This is a genomic window from Microcoleus sp. A006_D1, from assembly GCF_036702805.1.
In the GTDB taxonomy this organism is placed as follows: Bacteria; Cyanobacteriota; Cyanobacteriia; order Cyanobacteriales; family Microcoleaceae; genus Microcoleus.
The window spans coordinates 60,892-84,314 of record NZ_JAUBVZ010000006.1; the positions used below are offsets into that span (position 1 = coordinate 60,892).

Annotated in this window: 21 protein-coding genes; 9 read left to right on the top strand and 12 right to left on the bottom strand. The window is 46.5% G+C overall.

Translation table 11 applies throughout. The annotated features are described in order from the left end of the window. Nucleotides 1-194 precede the first annotated feature (194 nt). From QUB68_RS12625 to QUB68_RS12635, 3 genes are read left to right on the top strand one after another with little or no spacing between them, the layout of a single operon-like run. Nucleotides 195-572, top strand: a complete 378-nt coding sequence (locus tag QUB68_RS12625) for a response regulator (protein ID WP_332992766.1) — start codon at nucleotides 195-197, stop codon at nucleotides 570-572. Further along, nucleotides 569-1,177, top strand: coding sequence for a chemotaxis protein CheC (locus tag QUB68_RS12630; protein ID WP_332992768.1), 609 nt, complete (start codon nucleotides 569-571; stop codon nucleotides 1,175-1,177). Before QUB68_RS12625 ends, QUB68_RS12630 begins: the two co-directional genes overlap by 4 nt. Then, on the top strand, nucleotides 1,174-3,369 hold the full coding sequence (locus tag QUB68_RS12635; RefSeq protein WP_332992769.1) for a sensor domain-containing diguanylate cyclase: 2,196 nt from the start codon (nucleotides 1,174-1,176) through the stop codon (nucleotides 3,367-3,369). Before QUB68_RS12630 ends, QUB68_RS12635 begins: the two co-directional genes overlap by 4 nt. Before the next feature lie 103 nt (nucleotides 3,370-3,472). Here the strand turns inward: QUB68_RS12635 and QUB68_RS12640 are convergent, their stop codons facing one another. The 4 genes from QUB68_RS12640 to holA form a co-directional block, all read right to left on the bottom strand. Then, nucleotides 3,473-3,727, bottom strand: a complete 255-nt coding sequence (locus tag QUB68_RS12640) for a substrate-binding domain-containing protein (protein ID WP_332992770.1) — start codon at nucleotides 3,725-3,727, stop codon at nucleotides 3,473-3,475. A gap of 215 nt (nucleotides 3,728-3,942) precedes the next feature. Then, entirely contained in the window at nucleotides 3,943-4,218 is a 276-nt protein-coding gene (locus tag QUB68_RS12645) for a hypothetical protein (RefSeq protein WP_332992772.1), read from the bottom strand. Nucleotides 4,219-4,659: 441 nt separating this feature from the next. Next, the gene (locus QUB68_RS12650) at nucleotides 4,660-5,730 is read right to left on the bottom strand and encodes a hypothetical protein (RefSeq protein ID WP_332992774.1); all 1,071 of its coding nucleotides are present in this window, start codon (nucleotides 5,728-5,730) and stop codon (nucleotides 4,660-4,662) included. Between the two features lie 460 nt (nucleotides 5,731-6,190). Beyond that, nucleotides 6,191-7,168, bottom strand: a complete 978-nt coding sequence (gene holA / locus QUB68_RS12655) for a DNA polymerase III subunit delta (RefSeq protein ID WP_332992776.1) — start codon at nucleotides 7,166-7,168, stop codon at nucleotides 6,191-6,193. A gap of 176 nt (nucleotides 7,169-7,344) precedes the next feature. On the opposite strand from holA, the gene QUB68_RS12660 reads away from it, so the two are divergent. From QUB68_RS12660 to cbiE, 3 genes are all read left to right on the top strand, one after another. After that, nucleotides 7,345-8,085, top strand: a complete 741-nt coding sequence (locus QUB68_RS12660; RefSeq protein ID WP_332993380.1) for a DUF1868 domain-containing protein — start codon at nucleotides 7,345-7,347, stop codon at nucleotides 8,083-8,085. Beyond that, nucleotides 8,075-8,320, top strand: a complete 246-nt coding sequence (locus QUB68_RS12665) for a hypothetical protein (RefSeq protein ID WP_332992778.1) — start codon at nucleotides 8,075-8,077, stop codon at nucleotides 8,318-8,320. The genes QUB68_RS12660 and QUB68_RS12665 overlap by 11 nt, the downstream gene beginning before the upstream one ends. 99 nt (nucleotides 8,321-8,419) lie before the next feature. Then, nucleotides 8,420-9,724 carry a precorrin-6y C5,15-methyltransferase (decarboxylating) subunit CbiE gene (gene cbiE, locus QUB68_RS12670; RefSeq protein ID WP_332992780.1) on the top strand — a complete coding sequence of 435 codons (1,305 nt, stop codon included), beginning with the start codon at nucleotides 8,420-8,422 and terminating at the stop codon, nucleotides 9,722-9,724. A gap of 89 nt (nucleotides 9,725-9,813) precedes the next feature. Here cbiE and QUB68_RS12675 read toward each other — a convergent pair whose 3' ends face one another. The 7 genes from QUB68_RS12675 to QUB68_RS12705 all read right to left on the bottom strand — a co-directional run bounded on the left by QUB68_RS12675 (nucleotide 9,814) and on the right by QUB68_RS12705 (nucleotide 17,595). After that, the gene (locus tag QUB68_RS12675; protein WP_332992782.1) at nucleotides 9,814-10,677 is read right to left on the bottom strand and encodes a CPBP family intramembrane glutamic endopeptidase; all 864 of its coding nucleotides are present in this window, start codon (nucleotides 10,675-10,677) and stop codon (nucleotides 9,814-9,816) included. 232 nt (nucleotides 10,678-10,909) lie between these two features. After that, nucleotides 10,910-11,341, bottom strand: a complete 432-nt coding sequence (locus tag QUB68_RS12680) for an AbrB family transcriptional regulator (protein WP_332992784.1) — start codon at nucleotides 11,339-11,341, stop codon at nucleotides 10,910-10,912. Between the two features lie 337 nt (nucleotides 11,342-11,678). Continuing rightward, the gene (lpxD, locus tag QUB68_RS12685; protein ID WP_332992785.1) at nucleotides 11,679-12,722 is read right to left on the bottom strand and encodes a UDP-3-O-(3-hydroxymyristoyl)glucosamine N-acyltransferase; all 1,044 of its coding nucleotides are present in this window, start codon (nucleotides 12,720-12,722) and stop codon (nucleotides 11,679-11,681) included. A 399-nt stretch (nucleotides 12,723-13,121) separates the two neighbouring features. Beyond that, on the bottom strand, nucleotides 13,122-13,436 hold the full coding sequence (locus tag QUB68_RS12690; protein ID WP_332992787.1) for a YkvA family protein: 315 nt from the start codon (nucleotides 13,434-13,436) through the stop codon (nucleotides 13,122-13,124). Between the two features lie 232 nt (nucleotides 13,437-13,668). Then, entirely contained in the window at nucleotides 13,669-14,298 is a 630-nt protein-coding gene (locus tag QUB68_RS12695; RefSeq protein ID WP_442923082.1) for a tetratricopeptide repeat protein, read from the bottom strand. A 113-nt stretch (nucleotides 14,299-14,411) separates the two neighbouring features. After that, nucleotides 14,412-15,650, bottom strand: coding sequence for a hypothetical protein (locus tag QUB68_RS12700; RefSeq protein WP_332992791.1), 1,239 nt, complete (start codon nucleotides 15,648-15,650; stop codon nucleotides 14,412-14,414). A gap of 742 nt (nucleotides 15,651-16,392) precedes the next feature. Further along, nucleotides 16,393-17,595, bottom strand: a complete 1,203-nt coding sequence (locus QUB68_RS12705) for an SPFH domain-containing protein (RefSeq protein WP_332992792.1) — start codon at nucleotides 17,593-17,595, stop codon at nucleotides 16,393-16,395. Between the two features lie 167 nt (nucleotides 17,596-17,762). On the opposite strand from QUB68_RS12705, the gene QUB68_RS12710 reads away from it, so the two are divergent. Continuing rightward, nucleotides 17,763-18,251 (top strand): hypothetical protein, encoded by a 489-nt coding sequence (locus QUB68_RS12710; protein ID WP_332992794.1) that lies wholly within the window; start codon nucleotides 17,763-17,765, stop codon nucleotides 18,249-18,251. Further along, nucleotides 18,244-18,684: a DUF7689 domain-containing protein gene (locus QUB68_RS12715; protein ID WP_332992796.1), complete on the top strand. Its 441-nt coding sequence runs from the start codon at nucleotides 18,244-18,246 to the stop codon at nucleotides 18,682-18,684. Before QUB68_RS12710 ends, QUB68_RS12715 begins: the two co-directional genes overlap by 8 nt. Nucleotides 18,685-18,763: 79 nt before the next feature. On the opposite strand, the gene QUB68_RS12720 is transcribed toward QUB68_RS12715, so the two are convergent. Then, complete coding sequence (locus tag QUB68_RS12720; protein ID WP_332992798.1) at nucleotides 18,764-19,015, bottom strand: hypothetical protein; 252 nt, start codon at nucleotides 19,013-19,015, stop codon at nucleotides 18,764-18,766. A 299-nt stretch (nucleotides 19,016-19,314) separates the two neighbouring features. Between QUB68_RS12720 and QUB68_RS12725 the strand changes: the two genes are divergently transcribed. Continuing rightward, on the top strand, nucleotides 19,315-23,415 hold the full coding sequence (locus tag QUB68_RS12725) for an ATP-binding protein (RefSeq protein ID WP_332992800.1): 4,101 nt from the start codon (nucleotides 19,315-19,317) through the stop codon (nucleotides 23,413-23,415). Nucleotides 23,416-23,423: the final 8 nt, after the last annotated feature.

Sequence of the window (23,423 nt, forward strand, 5' to 3'; positions counted from 1 at the left end):
CATTCCGAAACTGGGTTTTTTCTTCTCATAGGCCAAGATAGTAAACTATCGAACACCTTAATGCGTTAGTTTTTAAGAACAGGAATTCCGTTGGAACTCTCGCGCATACCGTCCCAGCAGTTTAAACTACTGTCAAGATCGAAGCAGTACCTGCAACGCCGGTTGGTCCTAAACAATTGAAGGAGGAGAACATAGTGACATCAATTCTCGTTGTCGAAGATTCGTGGTTGACTCGCAGGGTAATCTGCAAAATCCTGCGAGCAGAAGGATACGAGACTTGGGAAGCATCGAGCGGCCCGGAAGCTCTAGAACTGCTGACCACTAAAACCCCAAACTGTATGCTCTTAGATCTGCTGATGCCGGAAATGGAAGGTCGGGAAGTCTTGCAAGCTATGCGCGATCGAGGATATAAAATTCCAGTCATCGTAATTACCGCAGACATTCAATCCACCACCAAATCCGAGTGCATGGAACTCGGAGCCCTGGCAGTCATACACAAAATGCCCAACTCAGACGAACTGATCGGGTGGATCAATAAAGCTCTCAGTGCCAGCGAGGAGAGCGCCCCATGAAATTGACCGCTCGACAGCTCGATGCTTTGCAGGAACTCGTCAACATCGGGATCGGTCAAGCAGCAGGGATTTTGAACGACATGATCGAATCTCCCATTCGCTTGCAAATCCCCTACCTCCAAATCCTGTCTCCCGCCGACGTGCAAGAAGAATTAGAGCAGCACCTCAACGGCGAACAAATCGCCGCCGTCCAGCTCAAATTCACCGGTTCCTTTGGAGGCATTGCCCAGCTAGTATTTCCCACGAACAGCGCAGCCACCCTCGTAACCATGCTCACTGGGGAAGAAGTTGGAACTCACGACCTGGATTCAGTCAAAATTGGTACGCTGAGTGAAGTGGGAAATATTGTAATCAATGGGGTCATGGGCGCAATCAGCAACGTACTTCAGCAGCGACTGAACTACTCAATTCCCAATTACACGGAAGGGACGATCGCTACTTTGCTGACATCTGGCGGTTTGGCTGCTGATACAGTGGTTTTATTAGCCCAAACCCGTTTCATTATTGAAAAGCTTCACATTGAAGGAGATATCATCCTCATTTTCAATGTCAGTTCCTTTGACGCCTTGTTGGCTGCGATCAATCAACTTGCCGGGGGTCTATGATCGAGGAGAGCAAAACTATTGAGGAAAAGTTTGGAATTCTCGACAGTGTACCAGTCGGCGCCTGCCTGTTGCGAGATGATTTTGTGGTGCTGTTTTGGAATGCCTGTCTCGAAGACTGGACGAAAATTCCCCGCGACCAAATGTTGGGAACCAAAATCACAACTCATTTTCCTCACCTGAGCCAGCTCAAGTACGCAAATCGTTTCCAGCAAATCTTTGCAGGAGGCCCGCCAACAATTTTTTCTTCTCAAATTCACAAGCACTTGATTCCGGCAACTTGGCAAGACGGCCAGCAGCGCATTCAGCAAACTACTGTGACGGCTGTCCCTGCACTCTCACCGGGCGTTGCAGAACTGGATATTGCCGACTTGGTTCGATCGACTATGGAGTTGGAACCAGAAGGTATGGCGGGACAAGGAGAAGCTGTTGGTGCTGGCAGCCCCTCAAACTTTCGCGCTTCAATTTCGCCCTACGGCTATCTGGCATCAAACTACCAATCGTTTTACGCTTTGTTGGTGATACAAGACGTGACCGACCTCACCCACCGCATCCAAGCTTACCGCACAATGCGAGATCAAGCTTTGGAAGAAGTGCAAGTGCGCCAGCGGGTGGAGGAAGAATTGCGCGAAAGCCAACATTTCATCCAGCAGATTGCAGACGCGGCGCCTTATTTGCTCTACATCTACGACTTGACCCAACGGCGCAACGTCTACGTCAACGGTCAGGCTTTTAATTTGCTCGGCTACACTCCCGAAGAAATTTTACAGATGGAAACGGCTTTGTTTTCCAGTTTGGTGTATCCAGAAGATTTGGAAAGGGTGTCCGCACACTTCCAAAAATTTCCCTCGGCCGAAGATGGGTATATTTTGGAGTTGGACTACCGGCTCAAACACCGATCGGGCGAATGGCGCTGGTTCCGCTGCCGCGATCAAGTGTTCGCCCGCACAGCCTCAGGAGATCCCAAACAAATTTTCGGCACAGCCCAAGATATTACCGAGTACAAGCGGGCAGAAGAGGCACTGCGGCAGCAAAACGAACGGGAACTGCTGATGGCGACGATTACTCAGCACATCCGCCAGTCTTTGGATTTGGGCGAAGTGCTCAACACGACTGTCAACGAAGTACGCCAGTTTCTTCAGGCCGATCGAGTGATGATCGTCCGCTTCAACCCCTGTACGGGCAGTCTCTGCGCCGCACCAGCGACGGGGGCGGTGACAGTGGAATCTGTAGCACCCAACTGCCGGCCGATGCTGGGAGAAACCCTGGAAAATTTTTGTTTTGACGAGTTCTATATCGAAGCGTACCAACATCGGGCGATCCGACCGATCGCCGATGTCTCGGCCGCCGATTTGCCGCAATATCAAATTGACTTGCTCGCACAATTTGAGGTGAAAGCTTATTTAGTAGTGCCTTTAGTGCAAGGGGAGGAGTTGTGGGGGCTGTTGATGGCTCACCAGTGCAGTCCCCGACAGTGGATGCAGTTGGAAGTCGAGTTGCTGTCGAATCTGGCCGCCCAGTTGGCGATCGCCATCAAGCAAGCAGAACTCTACCAGCAGTTGCAAGCAGCCAACCTCAAGTTAGAGCGGTTGGCAACTTTAGACGAACTCACGCAGCTAGCAAACCGCCGCCGCTTCGATCAGTATTTAGAAATGGAGTGGCGCAGACAAACGCGGGAACAAACGCCTATGTCCCTAATTCTGTGCGATATTGATTCTTTTAAAAGTTATAACGATACCTACGGACATCCGGGCGGAGACGAATGTTTGCGGCAAGTCGCCGGGGCGATCGGCTCTTCTGTCGATCGCCCCGCCGATTTAGTAGCTCGCTACGGAGGCGAAGAATTTGCCGTGATTTTGCCGAATACCGCGATCCAATGCGCCGTGCTGGTAGCAGAACACATACAGATCAAAATCGCAGCTTTGCAGCTTCCTCACGCAGGTTCTCAGGTGAGCCAGTACGTCACTGTGAGTCTGGGCGTAGCGAGTATGGTTCCTACAGCGGAATCTGCCGCCTCGATTTTGATTGCCGCAGCCGATCGAGCGCTGTACCAAGCCAAAGGACTGGGGCGCGATCGTATCCAAGTTTACCAGGCAGACTCTGCCACAGCCAAGACCAACGGCACAGCCCCTCCCGTGCGCCCGGTTGACTTTCCCCGCCCCAATACTAATTTGCCCTCACCCACAAGCGCTTGACTTCCTCTAGTATTTGTGAATCGGGACTTGCTCGCGATCGTCCTGCGGGACTTACTTCTGCTCCAGGAATGTTTTCACTGCAAGGACTGGATGCTACAGACTTTCAATCCCAGCTATTAATAATTGGTCTAAATCCATACTTGACAAATATTTCTTGCTGCTGTTTTTGAGCCAGAAAATCCAGAAATTTTCGCGCAGCTTGTGCTTTCCCTCCATCCACACCACGGCGGACAATTGCAGCAGTTGAAACAGTTTCAATCGTCGGATTTAAGTAATAAATTTGATCGGGTTTTCCTTGAGTGCTATTCCACTGTTTCCACCCGGTAATATATTTTTGCCCTGGGAATAGTTGATTCATTTTTTCCTTGAGTGCTATTCCACTGTTTCCACCCGGTAATATATTTTTGCCCTGGGAATAGTTGATTCATTTTGTAAATCAACTGAGCTTGATATAGCAACCGCCACATCGGTGAGGACATAAATAACTTCATGAATAGAGGCGATACCCGTACTGCATCAATGATTTGATTCGGGTTATGCAACTGTCAACTGTCCACTGTCCCAGGTCAACTGCTATACTACATCTCCGCTGCCTTTTTCCGAGCAGCTCATTTGGTAAGCAGTGCCGCTATCGAGTTTGGGTTGCTGTTGATTGAATTTTTGGGCTGCTTGTTGGCAAAAGTCTCCCAAAGCGCTGCCAACTAGAAGTTTAACTGTCAATCCTTGAAAGTTCTGCTGAGTCTTGGAAGTGTTAGCGCTGTCGTCTGTGTTAACGCCAAAAGCACCGATAAACAAGAGTGTGAGAGTGGCGCTAATGCTGAGAATTAATTTAGTATTTGGGCGATTCATAAAGCTTTCTGGTATTGGTTGAGGGAATATTTAATAAGTTATCAATCTAGCTTTGGTATCATAAGTTGGGTCGCGCCGTGGCTGCGGGCGAGATATCTTACCTAACATTATTCAATAGGCCGGTGTTTAAGTCTATTCATAAAGTCATTAATTGAGTTCATAAAATTCACCAATTTAAGTCATAAAAGTCATCTAGCAATTCTCCGGTTTCTGGATGTACGATGAAATCCTGTAGGAGCCAGCTTTCCCTGTCAAAATTCGTCTGCGAATCTTTTTGAGACTCGGCTAGAGTTCCAATTTATAATTCCGATGAAGCGCGGATTTTTTAGTAGAATTGAAAAAAAGTCAAAAGTAAGAAAGCTTTCAGTAAAAACAAGATTTTTTACTTTTTACTTGATTACTTTTGACTTTTTAGCACATCGAGTATTCAACTCAAAACTCTTAAGGCGCTGCCGCCGCCCTGCGGTTGGCAACAATCAGATTGGCCTGATACTCTGCCACTTTTTGCTGAGCCTTTTGATGGTTCGGGCTAGTTGACGGCACTGCTCTCAAAAGCTGAACCGCTTTCTGCCACTCGCTTGCTACTGCAATCCACTCATTTTGAGACTGAGCCGTCTGGGCTAAAATTGCTGCCTTCTGAGCGTTGTTAACGGCTTCCCGCCAAGAGTCTGGCTTGGGGGCAGCGGCTTTGGGTGCAGGAGAAGCTGCCTTGGGCGCAGGAGATGCGGGTGCAGCTTTGGGTGCTGGAGATGTTGGTGCAGCTTTGGGCGCCCCAGATGTCGGGGATGGGCTGGCGGGTACAGCAGCAGTGCTCGCGGCTTTTGGTGCAGGAGATGCTGCCTGTGGGGCCCCCCCAGATGCGCCGGGAGATGCAGATGCGGCGGGTTTAGACGCGCCGTTGGAGGCTTTGGGGGAGGGGGAAGAGGTTACGGGGGCAATGGGTTCTGGGTTTGAGCCGCCGCCGAAGGGGAAATTTCCAGTCAAGTAAAGCGCTGCGATCGCCCCGAGAGGCACTAAGATACCCACAGGTATTGCCCATTTAGGGAATTGTTTTTTCGGAGGCGGGGCGATATCTTCGTCTTCGTCTTCGTCTTCGTCTTCGTCATCTCGATCGAATTCTCCCTCTTGATAATAGTCTCCGCCTTCGGGCTCGACATCATCTAAACCTACAGAGTCGTCAGGCATTCCAGTATCCGAGGCGTAAAGCACTGGCTCGGCGGGCATCAGATCGACTTCATCTTCCCACGCAGCCGAGCCGTCACCTGTGCGACGCCCGTAAACCTTGACTGTGTGAATTGATTCGACTCCCAACTTCGTCATCCCGCTGCGGATGAAATCGACCAATGCCATTTGACTCGGTACTTTGTCTGACTCCAGAATTATGTGGAGGCAGCCGTTGTCCCGCGTCACGTCGGCGTTGATGCCTTGGGGTTTGAGTGTACGGTTGATGCTAGATGCGATCGCTTTTGGATCGCCCTGCTTCAGAAGTTCCCGCAGGTTCTGTTGTGTCATGGGTAGCGCTCTTTTTTTTTGGGGGGGGGGTGGAGAGCCGGCAAATAATATTAATCGATCGGCGTTCGGCGGCGGACAATATTTATTTACCGAAAAACTGGGTCTCAAGCCCCGTCCTTATAGGACGGCTTTCATGATAGAATCATATATTGTTGATTCCCGAGATGTAAAAATCCGGTCTCAACTTTATAGTCCAAAAAATCTCAAATAGGTTGGGGCATCTACCGACGATGGTCGGCAAGATCAGACAAGCTGTGCTTGAAGAAAGCTGTTTTAATCCAGAATTCCATGCCTTTAGGGTGGGGAGTATGTCAACAGATTAACTTCTACTGTGGCATTCTGAAAGTATTTATTGTAGCTATTGAGCTTTTTGGGCGCGATCGGACATCAAGGATATATCCGATCGCAATTTGTTGTAAAAATTCACAGTGACGGCTCACTGCTGCTGTGGTGTCTCTGGTCAGCGAAACAAGCTAGAAAGTTCTATAACTTTGGTTTGCAGGGTTAAAACTTCTTCTCTGCCCCGCTTTAAAGAAGCTTCTAACTCTAGTAGCAAGGGCAAACTTTTTTGCAGTTTTTCTAAGCTGGCGTTCTTGACTTCTTGGCGAAAATAGTATACTCGTTTCGGATTTCCGAGGTCGAGAGCTTGAGCAATTTTATCATCGCGATCGCCCGCTTGGATCATCGCCTTGACCCACAGCCAAATCCGAAACTTACCAGTCAAGCCAGCGACAATCCTCAAACCAGGCTCGCTGCGTGCCGTTAAGCCCGCCAATAACTCCAAAGCCGAGGAGGTATTGCCCTCGCGAATCGCATCGGCTAGCTGGAAGGTATTCTGGGCGTGACAGTGCACCAGTGCGGCGACTTCTTCCGGGTTGAGAGGTTGGCTGCGGTTGCCGGCAAACAGCAGCAATTTTTCCAATTCGCTGTATAGCTGACGGGTATCGCTGCCGATGGATGCGGCCAAAAGTTCGATCGCCGTGGCGGTCAATTTGACATTCATTTCGGCGGCGACTTGGCGCACCCGCTGGGCTAATTCCTTGTCATTCCAAGGCGGAATCGGTGAAAATTCTCGAAATTCGGCGGACTTGGCGAGTAACTTAGTAGATTTGAGCCGACTGTCGGGTTTTTTGACGGATGTCAGCAGCAACACCGTGGTAGGGGGAATCACCGGCAGCGTCCGTTCAAGTTCGGCCAACAGTTCCGCAGAGCACTGCTGGGTGACAGTTGTATTTGCCAGCCAGACAAAACGGCTGCCGGCACCGAAGGGGGGCGTTAAGGCTCGATCGAGTCCTTCGACCACAGCGTCAGCTCGATCGGCAATAATCTTGTCATAGTTAAAACTAGCCCAGTTGGGGTCGAGGACTGTTTGGCGCAAACTTGTGACTGCTTGCGCGATCGCAAAGTCGTCTTCCCCCCAAAACAGATAAATTTGCATGAAAAACGCTCAGTAGCCAAAAAAATCAGATTGAGATGCTCCGCCAGTCCAAGATATCCTGAATTGGGCTGTTGGAAGCCCGCACCATAATATAAAATTTGGTGTGGGAGTATTTCACCGCGAGGAAATCAAGATTGGATGATACTTATCAAGCTTACGTAAATCGGGTAGCGCGAATGACGCTGCTGGACTCCTACAAGTCCCAGGTGGAACACATTCAGGAATCTCCAAAATTTAAGCCCGACGAAGCCGGTCAGAGAACTCCTGTACCTTTTCCAGGTTATTCGGTGATTACGCCACCTGCGGGGGAAGATGCAGAAAATACTGCACTTTATAGTAATTTACACTCAGTCCAACAACGGCTATTGCAGGAAATCGCGGACGGTGCGCTCGTGGCACTGCCTCCTGATAGCTTCCATTTAACCGTGGCTGATGTGATTTGGAGCAGCGCTTTCCGAGATGCCTCTGATAAAAATCCCGAATTTGAGGGGCAACTCCGCGATCGCATGAAAGAGCGTTTTGCCGCCTGCAAACCCCTAGCGGGCGGCCCTCCCATACGCTGGACTGTGCTGGGGTTGATGGTGATGACTAGAGCTGTGGGTGTGTGTTTGGCGCCGACGGACGAAAACTCTTACAAGCAAATTCTGGAGTTTCGCCGATCGATTTATCAAAATCCCGATTTAATGGCTTTGGGAATTGAACAGCAATATCATTTTACGGCACACATTACTCTGGCTTATTTTGGGGACACCGGGCCGAATCTAGACCGCGCTCATTTGTGCGGCCTGATGTCTGAGTTAAACGACCAATGGCTCGACACGCCCCAGGAACTGTGCGTGCAGCGAGCCGAACTGCGGAAGTTTGAGGACATGACCAGCTACGTGCGACAACCGGATTGGCCTGTTTTTGAGTTTTGACAACGAAGGAAGTTCGGCAGCGGATTCTGTAACGGATGTAACGGATGTATTAGCAACGGATTTTGTAACGGATGTAACGGATGTAACGGATTTCAGGAAGAAGGAAGACGGAAGACGGAAGACGGAAGACGGAAGAAGCAAGAGAGCATATTTTCCCACTCTCCCACTCTCCCACTCTTCCCTCTCCCACTCTTCCCCTTTCCTCTGTTTCAAGAGTCAGGATATTGCCGATTAAATGCTTTAATTATTCTGGCTTGGTAACAAAATCAAGCAAAAAATTTATGAGAAACCAGGAAAAATCAGTAATTCTGGTTTTTTACTTTTTGATGAAAAAGTGACTGTACACGTTGTTGGTATTGGTTTAGATGGAGCTGCTGGGCTGAGATCCTCAGCGCGGCAGGTTGTAGAAATGGCCGCTCTGCTCATCGGGAGCGATCGGCATTTGAGCTATTTTCCGCAGCACAGCGGAGAGCGCTGGGCGGTGGCAAATTTGACAGAAGCAATTCTGGAAATTCGGCGGTGGTTGGCGACTCAACCTGAGTTAGAGCCGGATGCGGGGACGGTGGAAAGGGGGCGAGGGTCGATCGTCATTTTAGTAGCCGGCGACCCGCTGTTCCACGGCTGGGGAAAGCTGCTAATTGCCCAAATCCCGCCCGATAAATTGACATTTCACCCCCATGTCAGCTCCGTGCAGTTGGCCTTTAGCCGCCTGCACATCCCTTGGCAGGATGCGCATATTGTAGGCTCCGAGGGACGTTTTTTTGAGGAACTGACGGCGAAACTCAAGCTCGGTGTTGAGAAGATTGCGGTACTCGCGGACGAAACTCGCACTCCGGCGACTATAGCAAGTTTGGTGAAAGCTCTAGATTTGCCCACGCGCTACGAGTTTTGGGTTTGCGAAAATTTGGGATCTGCCGAAGAGCGCGTGGGTTGCAGGTCTCTGTCAGCTTTGCTGGGAGAGTCTTTTTCACCGCTGAGCGTGGTGGTGATGCTGCGATTGTCCCCGCCGGGGACAGAAGCTTTGGATTTGGGAAAGTTGCCTTTGTTGGGCATTCCAGATGCAGCTTTTATTGGTTGCGGCGACAGGCCTGGTTTGACGGTGGAACGGGAAGTGCGGGTGTTGGTGCTGGCACAATTGGCTCTGCAACCAGAACAAGTTGTCTGGGATGTGGGTGCTGGTAATGGTTCTGTGTCGATCGAGATTGCGCGTTTATTCCCGCAGTCTGAGGTATACGCGATCGAACAAACGGTTTCTGGTACTTCTGCGATCGAACTCAATTGTCGCCGTTTTGAGTTGCAAAATGTGTTTTCGATTCACGGAACCGCCCCGGAAATTTTGCACCGCTTGCGTCCGCCGCACCGGATTTTTATCGGCGGTAGCGGTGGAGGGTTGACTAAAATTTTGGGTGTTTGCGCCCTGCGGCTGCTCGCTGGAGGGTCGATCGTGCTGGCTTTGGATGTTTTTGAGGATATTGCTACTGTTTTGAGCTGGATTGGCGATCGGGTGCGCCGGGAACCGCACTGGAGTTACCGCATTGTGCAGGTGCAGTTATCGCGTTCTTTGTCTGGGGGCAGTTTGACTCGTTTTGATGCGCTGAATCCAGTTTCGATTGTGACGATCGATCGACATTTGAATTAATTTTAGACTTTTAACCGCAGATTAAGGCTGATTAACGCAGATGAACGCAGATGCAGATGGCGGTTGAAACCGCCCGGTATTGTTTAATTTTAAATTAATAAAAGTACGGTTGCTGTTGCTAGCAATAACAGGATTCCGGCTGCACCTGCTAGGGGTTTTGCTGCTATTCCTGTAATCCATTCGGGTATGCGGCCTGTGGGATTAATTAGGCTTTCTGTATCTACGATAGTTATACCCCAAATCCACCCGGCATGGAGTCCGATCGCCAATCCTAAACTGCCATTGTCGGCGATGCGGGCTAAGGTTAAAACCATGCCCATCAGCCACAATCCCGGTAGTTGCGGTAGAGTTTCTTTGGCTGCCCACATGAGGTGGGCGATCGCAAAAATCAAACTGGCGATCGCACCGGCGGTTAATATTGAGTAATCTTGCTGGAGTAGATTTTGCAAACAACCGCGAAAGATTAACTCTTCTGTGCCGCTAATCCACGCTGCTAATAACAGAGTCATTAGAGTGGAAGGTTTCAGGATGGAAGCCCAAGGATTAATGATTGTTTCGCCTGTTTCGGTTTGAATTTTGCTGCTTTGCAGTTCGATCCAACCAGCAGTTAATTGCACGCCGAACAAAATGGCTAAGCTGACTGCGGCTAAGGTTAATCCTAGCAGCGAGGATATCAAATTTGCGGGTTGCCAATCCCAACCCCAGTCGGCAAAAGATGCGCTTTCGATCCAGTTTGTCGCCCACAAAATTAAGGGCACAATTAAGTAGAGGGAAGCGAGTAAAGGCAGTTTTTTGTTGCCTAAAGGTTGGGGCGGATGCCATTTTAGGGCGATCGCCACTATAGTTGCTATGGGTAGCCACAAACAAACCCAAGTTGAGAAAAAAACAATTACTTTGACAATTGCCGGTATTGAGGGCGACAGCAGTCGCAGGTTATTTAGGCTGTTCCACATTTAAGCGATTGTCTCACAACTAAAAGAGAGTGTGGCGATTTATGGGTAATAGGGCTGACGCTGTTAAACCCGATTTTTGCCGAATATGTTTGGTTTGGCGATCGAATATTTATTAATAATGTCAAATCCGGTTACAGCGGAATTATACCGCAGTGGGAGCGGTGCAATATGCACAATTAACCGAATTTGAGATCGATTTTTAATTGATCTTCACTTTTGGGCTGTTAAAGGATTATTCGTCGGAATTACCTGCTTCATCTTCCTCTACGAAGCTCTTATTCTGATCCCGACTGCGATCGCCCTCTAGCTGAATCAGGTGAATGTGCTTGTAGCCTAACTTGATTTCAAACCGATCTCCGGGTGTTAACCCCATCGATTCAGTGTAACTTGTACCGATCACAATTTGACCGTTTTTGTGGACGCTTACCTGATAAGCCGCTTCTCTACCCCGCCCGTCTTTTTTGTCTTCTGAACTTAAGGGTATCCCCTTGGCGGCCAGCACAGCGTTGTAAAAACCTGTCAGATTAACGCGGGTGCGATCTTGTTTTGTGGTGGAGTAGTAGCCGCATTGCTTGGCGGTTTCTCGCCGGGGCAAGTGAGCGAGTTCTTTGAGTTTTTGAAGCAGGGCTTTTCCTGTAAGTGCATCTGTGGCAGTTTCAATCATTATCTTGATAAGTTATCTGGGAATACCTGCGATTTGGAAATAGGCTGGGGTGCCGATTTGTAGCATTATCAAAATGATATACTTGAAATTATACATTTGATCGAAAAAATTTTATCCCAACTATAAAAACATAAAACTATTGATAATTCTGCCTTCTGGCTGGCGCTTTCTAGCCGCTTCCCCGGACTTCTTCCATCTTCCCTCAACATCCGTTAAATCCCGATCGCGCGATCGTTGCCCAACTTCCCTGGAACCTCTGCTGTGAACATCCGTTAAATCCGTTAATCCGTTAATCCGTTAATCCGTTAAATCCGTTAAATCCGTTGCCGAACTTCCTTCAAAAGCGATCGATCCGGCGCTGAATTTGTCTCAGGGACTGGTACATTTCGGGTAAGCGATTGTAAACAGCAGCGGCTTTGAGAAATAGTTTGTGGGGAATTGCTGGAACTCCAGTCACGATCGCACCTGCGGCCACATCGCTGTGAATTCCGGCTTTGGCTGTGGCGATCGCCCCATCTCCGATTTTAGCTTGATTGGCAATGCCTACTTGACCCGCCAAAATTACATTGTTGCCAATTTGTACGCCGCCCGCTAAGCCGACGTGGGCGGCAAAAGCGCAATTTTTTCCTACTTGACAGCCGTGACCTACGTGTACTAAATTATCGATTTTTGTATTCTGCCCGATGCGGGTTTCTCCGACGGCTGGCCTGTCGATCGTACTGTTGCAGCCCACCTCAACGCCCTCTTCCAATACCGTGCAGCCAGACTGCTCCATTTTCACCCATCCTGAGGCTGTCGGCACGAACCCAAAACCTTCGGAACCGATCGCCGCACCGCTGTGAATGACGCAATTTGCCCCGATGCGAGCACGTTCGTGAATCACACAGTTAGCGTGTAAAACTGTATTTTCGCCAATTACTGCATCTGGGTAAATTACGACATTTGGATGAATGCAAACGTTATTGCCGATTTTGACTTTTGCTTGAATCACCGCGTGGGGGCCGATACTGACATTTTCACCGATTTCTGCTGAAGGATGAACGGTGGCGGAGGGATGAATTTCGGATGCTGGGCGAAAGGGTTGGTAGAAAAGGGCGATGGTTTGAGCAAATAGCAATCGCGGATCGGCTGCGGCTATCCAAGCAATGTGGCGATCGCTGCATTGAGCTTGAAGCCCTTCGTCTAAGGGTAAAATTAAGGCTGAAGCGTTTGTAGTGGCTGCATGAGTGGCAAATTTAGCTCCTTCTATGTAACTGATCGTACCTGATTCGGCTTCATCGACTGGGGCGGGGCCTGTAATTTCTCGATCGTCAGCGCTGGAGGCTTTGAGGCTGTGGCTGTTGGCTAAGTTAAGTTTCTCTACTATGTCGCTAAACTGCATAAATAAAAATTTGCTGTTAACACCTATTCCTCAAGGTGAAAATCATATCATGTTCGATTGTTTGTAGTCAGGACTTTAGTCCTCAGTCTTTATTGCCTAAAATTATGAGGACTCAAGTCCTGACTACGAACCGGAAGAAGGACTCAAGTCCTGACTACGAACCGGAAGAAGGACTGAAGTCCTGACTGCGAACCTGGTTTTTCCGCATTCCAAAGCCCCCAACCCTACTCGGCAGTCTGAACAGACGCGCTGTGGAAGCTTGGAGGCAAGTATTTGTTAAAATTTATGGGGTCGATCGCCCACGCATGAGTTTAGCAGTATCAATGGAAAAGGGAGCCGATCGTCTTCTGCTCCCACTCATTCTCAACAAGCTGCACGGTATTGAGTTATTTTTGGCAACTATTGCACAGAAGAGGCTTCTACATCTACGGTGCGGGCTGTACCTTCTGAATAGGTGTTGGTTGCTTCGGATGCTGAATCTTTCTCTGTTTGACGGGATTTAAAATGGTCGATCGCCATTTGGGACACTTCGGAAATCAGCAATACTGCGATCGCCACATCGTCAATTTGTCCGACTACGGGCAGAAAATCCGGCGCAATGTCGATCGGGCTTACCAGATATGCCAGGGTTCCTAGAATAATCCACCAGCGGTACTTGGGGTTGCGGAGCGTTTCGCGGTACCAGTTGTAAACAGATTGTATAGAAAAGTTCATGGGGTTGTCCTCTCGTTATATTTTCAATCTTTACAAATTCTCGCTCGAAACGCTTGTCGAGATATCCCCCCTAGGGTTGGGAAGAGAATTCTACTCCGGGATATTTGGAATTGGGTACGGGCGATATGCGGTGATTTAATACTGGAACTCAAAAGGTTTTTCCTACCAACTTTTGCCAGCGCTGGTTTTTGTGCAAAGGCTTTAACTCTGGGTGGGTTTGAGCTAGGCTGAGCTATTTGGTTCGGTTGAGTTCGATCGCCCCGGCAATCCAATCTACTCCTAAAGTTGTTTTACCTTCGCAGGCATAGCAATAGCCTTTGTTGTAAATGCCGTTGGCGTAGTCTGGCTTTACTTCCAGGGATATATCGATGCTTTTGTGAGCTTCTTTGTATTTGCCCATTTTAGCCAAAGCGTCGCCCCGATTATCCCAAGATTCGTAGTTTTTGGAGTCGCAAACCAGGGATTTTTCATCAGATGCGATCGCCTGTTTCACTCGTCCCAAACGCCGCATTGCTAGGGCGCGCTTGTTCCCAGCTTGGCTAAATTTGGAATTGATTTCTACAGCTGTTTCTGTGACCTCCAAACACTCTTTTTGTCTGCCCAATTTAGCCAGGATATTGCCGCGGTTTACCCAGGATGAGGCGTGGTTGGGGTTGATGGCGATGATCGCGCGATCGCAGCTTTCGATGGAATCTGGGGACTGCTTCAGGTGTCCGAAAGCCAAACCACGACAGTTCCCAGCGTGGGTGTAGTTGGGAGCGAGTTGCAGCACTTGGTCGAACAGGGCGATCGCCTCCTCAAAATCTCGATCGCGCAGCCACTTGAATCCTTGCTCGCATAACGCCTTAATCTCTTCGATAATCTAGCAATTATCGCTTAATTTTTTGACAATTTATTCATCTAAAACATCTGGCTAATTTTCCTCAGATTATTCACAAGTAAATTGCCCAACTATCGTATTTTTTGGGCAACCAATTAAGTTTCCCTACTTTTTACAGAATAATGGCGATTTTTTAGCTGCCAAAAACTTACCCATATCATTGCCACTCGCACAGATGACATGACGACCACAGTAACTTTGTACAGGATTAGTGATAAAGGTTTTAGAGCAATTGATACCCCACCTAAATACAATATCTTTGACTGTACAATTCGAGAACCAGCAAAGAATTGAACTACAGGATACCAAATGAAAGAAACCCAGTTAAAAGCCACTGCCAGCAACCTAATGTTGCGCGAACCCGAAAAACACGCAATAGGCGCAACCCAAAGGCAAAATTGGGGAGAGTAAAATTTGGAAAATGAGATAAATCCTAAAATGGCGATCAGAAAGGCATCAATCAACTCGTCAAATGTCTTGGGTTTGAGGCCAGCAGCGAGGAAGGCAATAGAAATTTGCAGGAATTGGGCTATTTTAGTTGGAACTAAAGGTACTTCACTTACCGGTGATACTGCTAAGGATAAAGGTGACAGCAAAAAGAATACCGCATCATAGGTACTGTCGCCAATGTTCGGTCTATCTCCTTGGGCAGCGTAAGGCATTCTCAGACCTTCCATTCCAGCATATCCTAGCACTATCAGGTTGCCGAGAATGAAGGGCCCTACACACAGTACGGCAACTTTAATAGCCGTCAGCAGTCCTTTTCTGTAAAACACAAATACGCAGTACGCAGGAACTGCAAACAGGGCATAACCTTTGAGGGCAACCATTAGCCCCAACCACAGCGCTCCCTCTATATATTTTTCATTTCGCACTGCAAGCAGTGCAAAAAGAGTAGCAATTACTAAATAAATATCGTATCTGACGAGAGTAAAAAATATCGGGGCTGGAGCCAACCAAATCCACAGCGATTGAGTCGCAACTTTGGTAGCTATTATATAAGTAGCCCACAGATAAAGAAACCACGATACTGTCACCCACAACCAGGAAAAACTTTGGAAGCTTGTAGATAAAGGATGTAAGTTTTCTGACAAGAAACGAAACAATCCAAATAACAAATTAGGCAGGAGCAAGTAATCTGACCACACTTCTTTGAATAAAACTCCTTCACCTATCGCCCAGCGGCTGCGCATAAAGTATTGGTCTATGTCGTAGCGGTCAAAGAGTTTGCTTGCAGTAACTGTATCCCAAGATAAATAAAAAATTATCGCTCCTAGTATACCTAGCAGTAATAATAGTTTGGGATCTTCGTAAATTTTGCGGCTGTGGTTCATATTTTAATAAAATTTTTATGTCCGCCTACATATTATCTGACCTCACGGCTGGTGATGGTAATTTTAAAGAATGTTTACAATAATTGAGGTTTCGCTCGCCTAAATAATTTGACAGGCGACTTAATTTTATTGTAGCTAACGGGACTTAAACATTTTCTTGCCCCAAAAGTGGCTGAAAACCTTTCGGGACAAGGCTCGCGAGGTCTATGACCGCAAAATTCCTGAAACATGAGTGAATACTCGCTTCAGGCAAATTAGAGATGAAACTCTTTGTCTGTCTGGGTTTGAAGCCTTTTTTATTTCAGTTTTTGTTTAAGTCCCGCTAATTGAGCGGGTATCAAACTAAAAAAGTTGTCAAAATTCTAGGTATCTTTGGTTAGGAACTGCCGTATTTGAAAAAACAAAACTGTTCTGTAAGGAACAGTTTTTTAGTATAAATTTACACCTAAATTTTGCAAGATTCATGATACGGTTGATGGCCCTAATTACTGACATTTTTACGATCGAAAGTCAGTTAAAAGTAACATCACTCATGTGCTTTTCTTGCTCAAATCCTTGATACTTAAAGGTTTCAGGTTTTGAGCTATCTTGATGCGGGTGTCGGTCTCCAATTTTAAAAGCGATTGTTTCCACCGATCGCCCTACACTAAACCTAAGTACACAAGCAAAAAAATAGTCTCATAAAATACCCGTAGTCCGAATTTGGACAGAGCGTTAGGTTCAATCGAAAAAAGGATACTTTTCACCCGTCTTGAAACACCCATTTTTGGTCGCCGATCGCAATTTCACAACCATTCGCCAACCAAAAAGGCTCGTTAGCCGCCAGTCTCTGGCCTCCGACAAAAGTACCGTTGGAACTGCCGCTATCGACAAGTTGATATCGCTGTTTGCCAACTTCGTCAGTGGCCCGGCGGATTTGGGCGTGGTAGCGCGAACTTTGCGGATCTTGTAACACTAAACTGTTGGTGGGTTCCCGTCCAATTGTAAAAGGATTTGCCGTTATACCGATCGCCTGTCCAGAAAACTTGTAGATTAAAAATGCGGTTGTTTTGCGATCACTGCTGGCGAGTACCGTCGGTGCAAGTGAAGGTGAATTTCTCGCAGGTGGGAGACTATTTTGGGCGAGTTGTTCTGTCAGTTGTTGCAAATCGCGATCGAATGATGCTGCTGTTTCGGAAGCTGGAAGACTCGCCGGAGAATGACCTGAAATTAAGTTTAACTGCTGGATGGGGGCTTGAGGCGCGATCGGGCGGCCTGCTTCGGCAATTCTCATTTGCAGGGCTGCCGAATTTTCTGCTTCCTGTCGGGCACTCATTCCTTCAACTTGGCGAATAACTCCGTTGGTTTCGGGGAAGCTGACATCGCCAATTCGCACGTCTTCTAAGTTAAAACCGAGTGTATAAAAGTCTTGGACGCGATCGAGCAAATTTTGGCGCAGCAGCAGCCGGCCTTGGGTGATAAGCTGTTGTAAGGAAAATTGCCCGATCGCCATTCCCATACAATCTTTAACTGCACTTGCTAAAGCTGCGATCGGATCAGACAATTCCAAAGCTACCCGTTTCGGATCTATAACTTGATAAATAACCGTCAGAGTCGCATCAATTAAAAATCGATCCTTAGACAAAAAATCTCCGTGGGACTGCACGTCCAAGTTGCGAAGTTTGGTATCTACGAGGACAATTTGACACTGTTCCAGCAGGGGAAGGGCGAAGCTGAAATGCCGCCCGGATTTCAGGGTACGCACGGCGCGGCCGTTTTTGACCAACAAACCTGTGTAACCCGCCCCGATAAAGTCCATGCTAAACCCGGCCCAGCGTTCTGGTGTGACGGTTTGAATCAGGGGAGAGGCGTTGTTCATGGGATGCAGTTGAGGGAGGTTCGATTCTACTTTTAGGGTAACAAATTGCTGGGGGGCGATCGGGCGATCGGTGTGCCGGTTCCGCAACTTCTATACTTTACGCCTCCACGAGTCCCGATTCAGCACGTACTGGATCTAGTTTGGATCGAGACTTTATTGGTTGCACTTTACGAAGTTATCGCTCAAAATTTGATTCTTATAGCAACTATAATTTATTTGCTACACTTAAGAAATCATCCTAGTTTGTAAGCGAGATGAACACCATCACGATCGCCATTTCAGATGAGCGCCTGCTGAAACTACAAAAAGTCGCTGCCAATCTGAATGTATCAATAGAAGAGTTAGTCTTAATGGGTTTGGAAAACGTGCTTGCAAAACGAGAATTTTCCTCTCCACATACTGCCACAGATATCCTAAATAAAAATGCTGAATTAAACTCTGTGGTAGTTAACAAATTTTATCACCTTGCCGAGCAGTGGCAAAGTGAAGTTGCTGGAATGTCTTCGACAAACCGAATGTCTCAGCATCCTGCATATCAGGAAATTATTAATATGGGAAATCCAATTATACCGCTACTGCTATCAGAACTGAAAACAAATCCCCTTTACTGGTTCGCAGCATTGAGTGCAATTACAGGTACAAATCCCATCAAAGCAGAACAAAAAGGAAGAGTCAAACAAATGGCATCAGCTTGGATAGAGTGGGGTAAAAATCAAGGCTACGCGATTGAAGAGAATGTATAGAAGACCTGAACTTGAAATTAAATGGCCGAATTTGTCTCACACTGATTATCAAGTTAACAGCCTAAAGTCAGAGGAATATAACTGTTTTGCTTGGGCTGCTGGCGAAGATGATCGATGGTGGCAACCCATACCGGGAGAGCAATTTTATTTGCCAGAAGGCGTGCCACAAGAGGAGACGCTAGAAGCATATATTCTGGCTTATAAAACGCTGGGATATGAAATTTGTAATGGCGACACATTAGAAGCTGGATATGAAAAAATAGCACTATATATTGACTCTAGCTGTATCCCAACTCATGCAGCAAGACAATTACCTAATGGTAAGTGGACAAGTAAACTTGGCTGGTTGGAAGATATTGAGCACGAACTCGATGGATTGGTTGGCGATAAATACGGAGTTGTCAGTCAAATTCTCAAACGTGCCGTAAATTAGGGAAGAGCGATCGCACTTTCGGAAAATAAGGGCGATCGTATTTAACTAAAACAACCTTGCCCGCCCATCATGTGGCAGTCTAATCTTCCATCTTGCCGTACTTCCGCTTTAAGTAATGTGGCATGATGGTCTGGATATAGATATCCTTTTCCCATTTGCGATATTTTCCGAGCTCGTCAAAGTGATAAGTTTTGGGGTTGCAGTAGCGCCCATCCGGGAATTTGTACGTGCATTTTCCCGCATCATGGGTGGCCCAAGGCTGGTTTTTGCGGTATTCAGACCAACACCGTCCCACACTCCCGTCCAGCAAGTCGGTTTCACCTACAGGCATTTTTAGCACTGATTGTACATGAATGAGCAGGTGACTTGATTCGGAAAGGACGCACCAATGCTCTTCTGGGATACCTGACAAGCTACGTGATAGCTGTTCAATCCGCTTGATGTAGCCAGTAATTTCGCAAGGTTTCATTTGATTTCTCCTCTGTGGTTTTGTGAACAAAGGAGAAGTTCGTTGGCCAACGTGCTTCTCACACATCCATAATCGTGAGTTAGCAAAAGTTTCGCACGATCGCATTTAGATCGGAGATCAGATGATCTAAAATTGATCTTGACATCTTATAAATTATGTGTATGGCTCCGACACTCAAAGCTTCTGAAAAAGGAAAAACAGAAATTCACACAGCCTTAAGAGACAAGGGATTGATTACAGGGGCGCTTAGTGCAGCTATTCCAGCAGCGAGTCTCTTGCTCGTGCTGCCATACCTTCATGAAAAAAACTGGACGGGCGAGAAACCATTAGATCGCCAAAAACTAAAAAGCTCACAGCTTTTTACAAAAGAATCTCTCGATAAAATATTTTCTGTTTATCAAGTTACGACTTATACAAAAATTGAATCGGACATCCAATGTGGAGAATTAACAGCAAAGGGAATTTCCTCTGGAACTTGGAATAGCTTTTTATATAGAAAACGTGCTATAAACACAAAAGCATTTAAGGCTTACTGCGAAGTCTTAGGACTGAATTGGAAAGACATTAAGGAAGATTTACCACAGTCCGATCGCAGAAAGCCTATTGAGACTGATACGCAATCTTGTAGAGGCTCGGAAGTGAGCGATCGCACCTCGGCACTCGTCGAGGAATACACCCAGCTATTTGTCGGGCGCGAGGATGTCCTGTCAGAATTAGATAAGTTTCTTGCCCAAACTGATAAAAGATATCTGACGATTACCGCTCCTGCTGGATTGGGTAAAACAGCACTGCTAGCAAACTGGGTAAAATCACGGCAGGGAAACGATTATTTTATTGCCTGTCACTTCTTCCGCCAGCGCGATGAAATTACCTGTTCTGTCGCTAATGCCTATCGTAATTTGCTCGAACAAATTTACAATTACTGCGAAGCGACTAAAGCGTTGCCCTCTGATGAAAATCAGTTGCGGCAGGATCTTTATGATATTGTTAAAGCCTGGAAAAGCAAACCTTTAGTGATTATCATAGATGGCTTAGATGAAGCCGAACATCTTTTTTCGCCACCTTTTTCTACTCCTTTGCCACCGAATGTATTTGTCATTGCCTCAGCGAGAAAGTTTGAAGAGGAAGAGCCAAATTACTTGTCCGATTGGACAAATAATGAGAAACCGATCTGCCTCAATCACTTGACAAAAGAAGCGATCGCAGACTGGTTACGAGAAAGGGGTAAGTGTGAGTTAGTAAGTCTGGCACAGGACGAAAATTTTGTGGAGCAGGTGTGGAATCGCACTGAAGGAATACCACTTTTCCTCAAATACTTGATCGATGAGTTGGTAGAAGTAGCACAACAGGGTGAGGAAAGTGCAATCCGCAAAACACTTGAAGCAACACCCAAAGGTTTTCCTGAGTACATTCGTCAGCAGTACCAAGCTTTAGATCGATTAGAAGATTGGCGAGAACGCCAATCTCTGCGAAAAATATTCTATTTTCTGACTATTGCCAAAGGAGAGCTATCTTCATACGATTTAGTAGAACTCATGGAAGAAAGTCCAGGTGAACTGCCGTGGCGGGTGAGTCGATGGTTCAAAATTCGTCAGTTAGAGGACTGTCTCGTATACTCCTTTGCTCATTCGACGTTAGCCGAACAATTTGCCATCCTGCCTGAAATCAAAGCGAATACCAAAAAATCTCAGAAGGAACTGATTCAATATTGCGCCCAGTGGGAGGAATATCAGAGCCATTATGCGTTGCGGCATTATGCAGAACATTTAAGCCAGACAAAGAAGTGGGATGAGTTGTATGAGTTAGCACGTAATAAAACCTTTGCCGCTACTCAACAAAAACACTTACCTGATGAGCCTAATTTATCCCTGAAGACTGTGCAGACAGCATTGCTGGGTGCTGCTGAAACAGATAATGTGACTGGAATGGCAGAGTTTATGCTGGTACACGCACGGCGGCTGGCGCAGACAACTGAGCAAGATTCACCACTGGATGCACTGCGATCGGGTAGTTTACAACGGGCTTGGAGACTGACAGATTTATATGAAATTGAGCGGCGTATATTGTGGTATTTATTGCTGGCGTGGGAGTTGAAAGATACAGGCAGATTTGAGGAAGCAGAGGAAACACTGAAGCAATTGCAGCAGCAGGAATTACCTCGTTTATCAACTTATCCAGATATAAATTGGCACAGCCAGTATGCTACTTACCTACTCGCCCATGTTTTTGAAGTGAGTGAGAATATCTGTACTTCTTTAGAGCAAAAGCTTTTAGATGATCGCTACCGCTGTATTTTGTGCGCGCATCTTAGGAATTCTGGTAACTTTATTGCTGCCCTGAAAACTGTGGAGAGTATTAGACCGGAGTCAACGCAAGTATTACATCTAATAAATATAGCAAAAGCGCAGGCGCAGAAAGGAGATATAGAATATTCTGCTACCTTTACTAACGCTCTTGAGATTGTAAACACACTTGTTTCAACCTTAAACTGGAAAAGATTGATAGAGGAGATAGCAAAAGCCCAAATAGAAGTTGGCGACAGGGCATCAGCAAAAGTCACTTTGACTGAAGCTCTTGAAACAGCAGATAATAAGATAGACAACCCATTGCATCAAGTAAATGCGTTTGTTTATCTAGCAAATGTTCAGGCAGAGGTAGGAATGGTTGAAGAAGCGAGCGCTACTCTACAAAAAATTAACGATCGACCAGGAATTGAAAATTTTTTTATAAGTATAGGTATAGCTAAAGGGGGGTTATACATAGGGAAGAAAGCCAAGGTTAAAGCCATTTCTGCCAAACATTTATCAAGAGCAAATGGTATTGCGAATGAAGAGAAACAAACTGATTTTTTACAAAAAGTTGTAATAGAACAAGCTGAAGCAAGAGAGTTTGCCGATGCCCGTGAAACGGCTAAAAAAATTGACTGTTCAGACAGACCAGATGCCTTAATGAGAATAGCAGAGGCATACGCAAAAGCAGAAGACTTTACTACCGCTTTAGAGATAGCTACAGAAATAGATATTCAATTAATGCGAGCGAAAACTCTAGGATTAATAGGAGAAATACAGGTACAAACTGGACAAACAGAAGCAGCACGAGCTACTTTTGCTAATGTCCTTAAAATTGAAAAACCCCTTGAAGCTTCAATCTCCTTTATCAGGTTATTAGCCCTAGCAAGGGTAGCAGAAGTACAGGTAAAAAATGCTCAAAAAGAAGTAGGAGTGACTACCGCTAGTATTGCCTGCGAAATCGCACAAAGTATGGAGAATCCGATGGAAACAGCAAACGTACTAGCAGGAATATTAGTACAAATACTAATTGAAGCACAAAAAATACAAGAAGCAAAAATTATCTGCGATCGCGCTTATCAAATTGCACAACAGATTAGTGATAACCAAGAATACCAACGCTCGAAAACTTTTGGATTCGTAGCAGAAGCACAGGCAAGGTTAGGAGAGTTTGACGTTGCTCTTAGAACTTTGGAAACAATCCGTATGCCATACTCTCACGTTAATGCACTCAGAAGTATAGTACAGTTGCATATAGAGGCAAAGCCACAGCAAATAGAGAAATACAAGATAGTTCTGAATAAAGCTGATGAATACTATAAAAATGCAGATTCTATCTCTCTAATTTTGGCAAACAAGGTTCAGCTTTTGACTATTATAGCAGTGGCACGATTAACTATAGGAGAAACCGAAGCAGCCTTAGCCACGTTTGCCGACCTTCTTGAAGCTGCAAAAACAAAAGAACAACTGGAACGTGATAAAGATTTCTCTATAATAGCCATAGGATATGCAGAAGTAGGCGAATTTTTCACTGCTATTAAAATTAGCAAAGATATTGAAGATGGAGAGCAGAAAATAAGCATATTTTTGGCAATTGCCTGCGAGCAGTTCAAAAAAGGACAACAAGTTACAACTCTTGATATTGCCCTTGCAGCTAAAGAAAAAATTGAGGATGCACAAAAACGCTTGGAAGCGCTCAAGAGCATTGCTCAAATACAAGCAATTGCAGGAAAAGGTGAGGAGGCTATAAGAACATTAGAGGCGATGCTAAACGACCGTAACACGCACTTACGTGACATAGCCTTATTGTTCGCTGAAACAGGTGATAGAGTGAATTTTAAACGGTTATTAATTCCCTGTGCATACTACTTAGATACTGCCTATCAAATGTGTGGATATTTAGCGCGGCTGTATCCAGAGCAAGCATCAGCAGTGGCAAAAGTTTTAAGTGAGTTGAATGAAGGGGAGCGGTAGTTTACGAT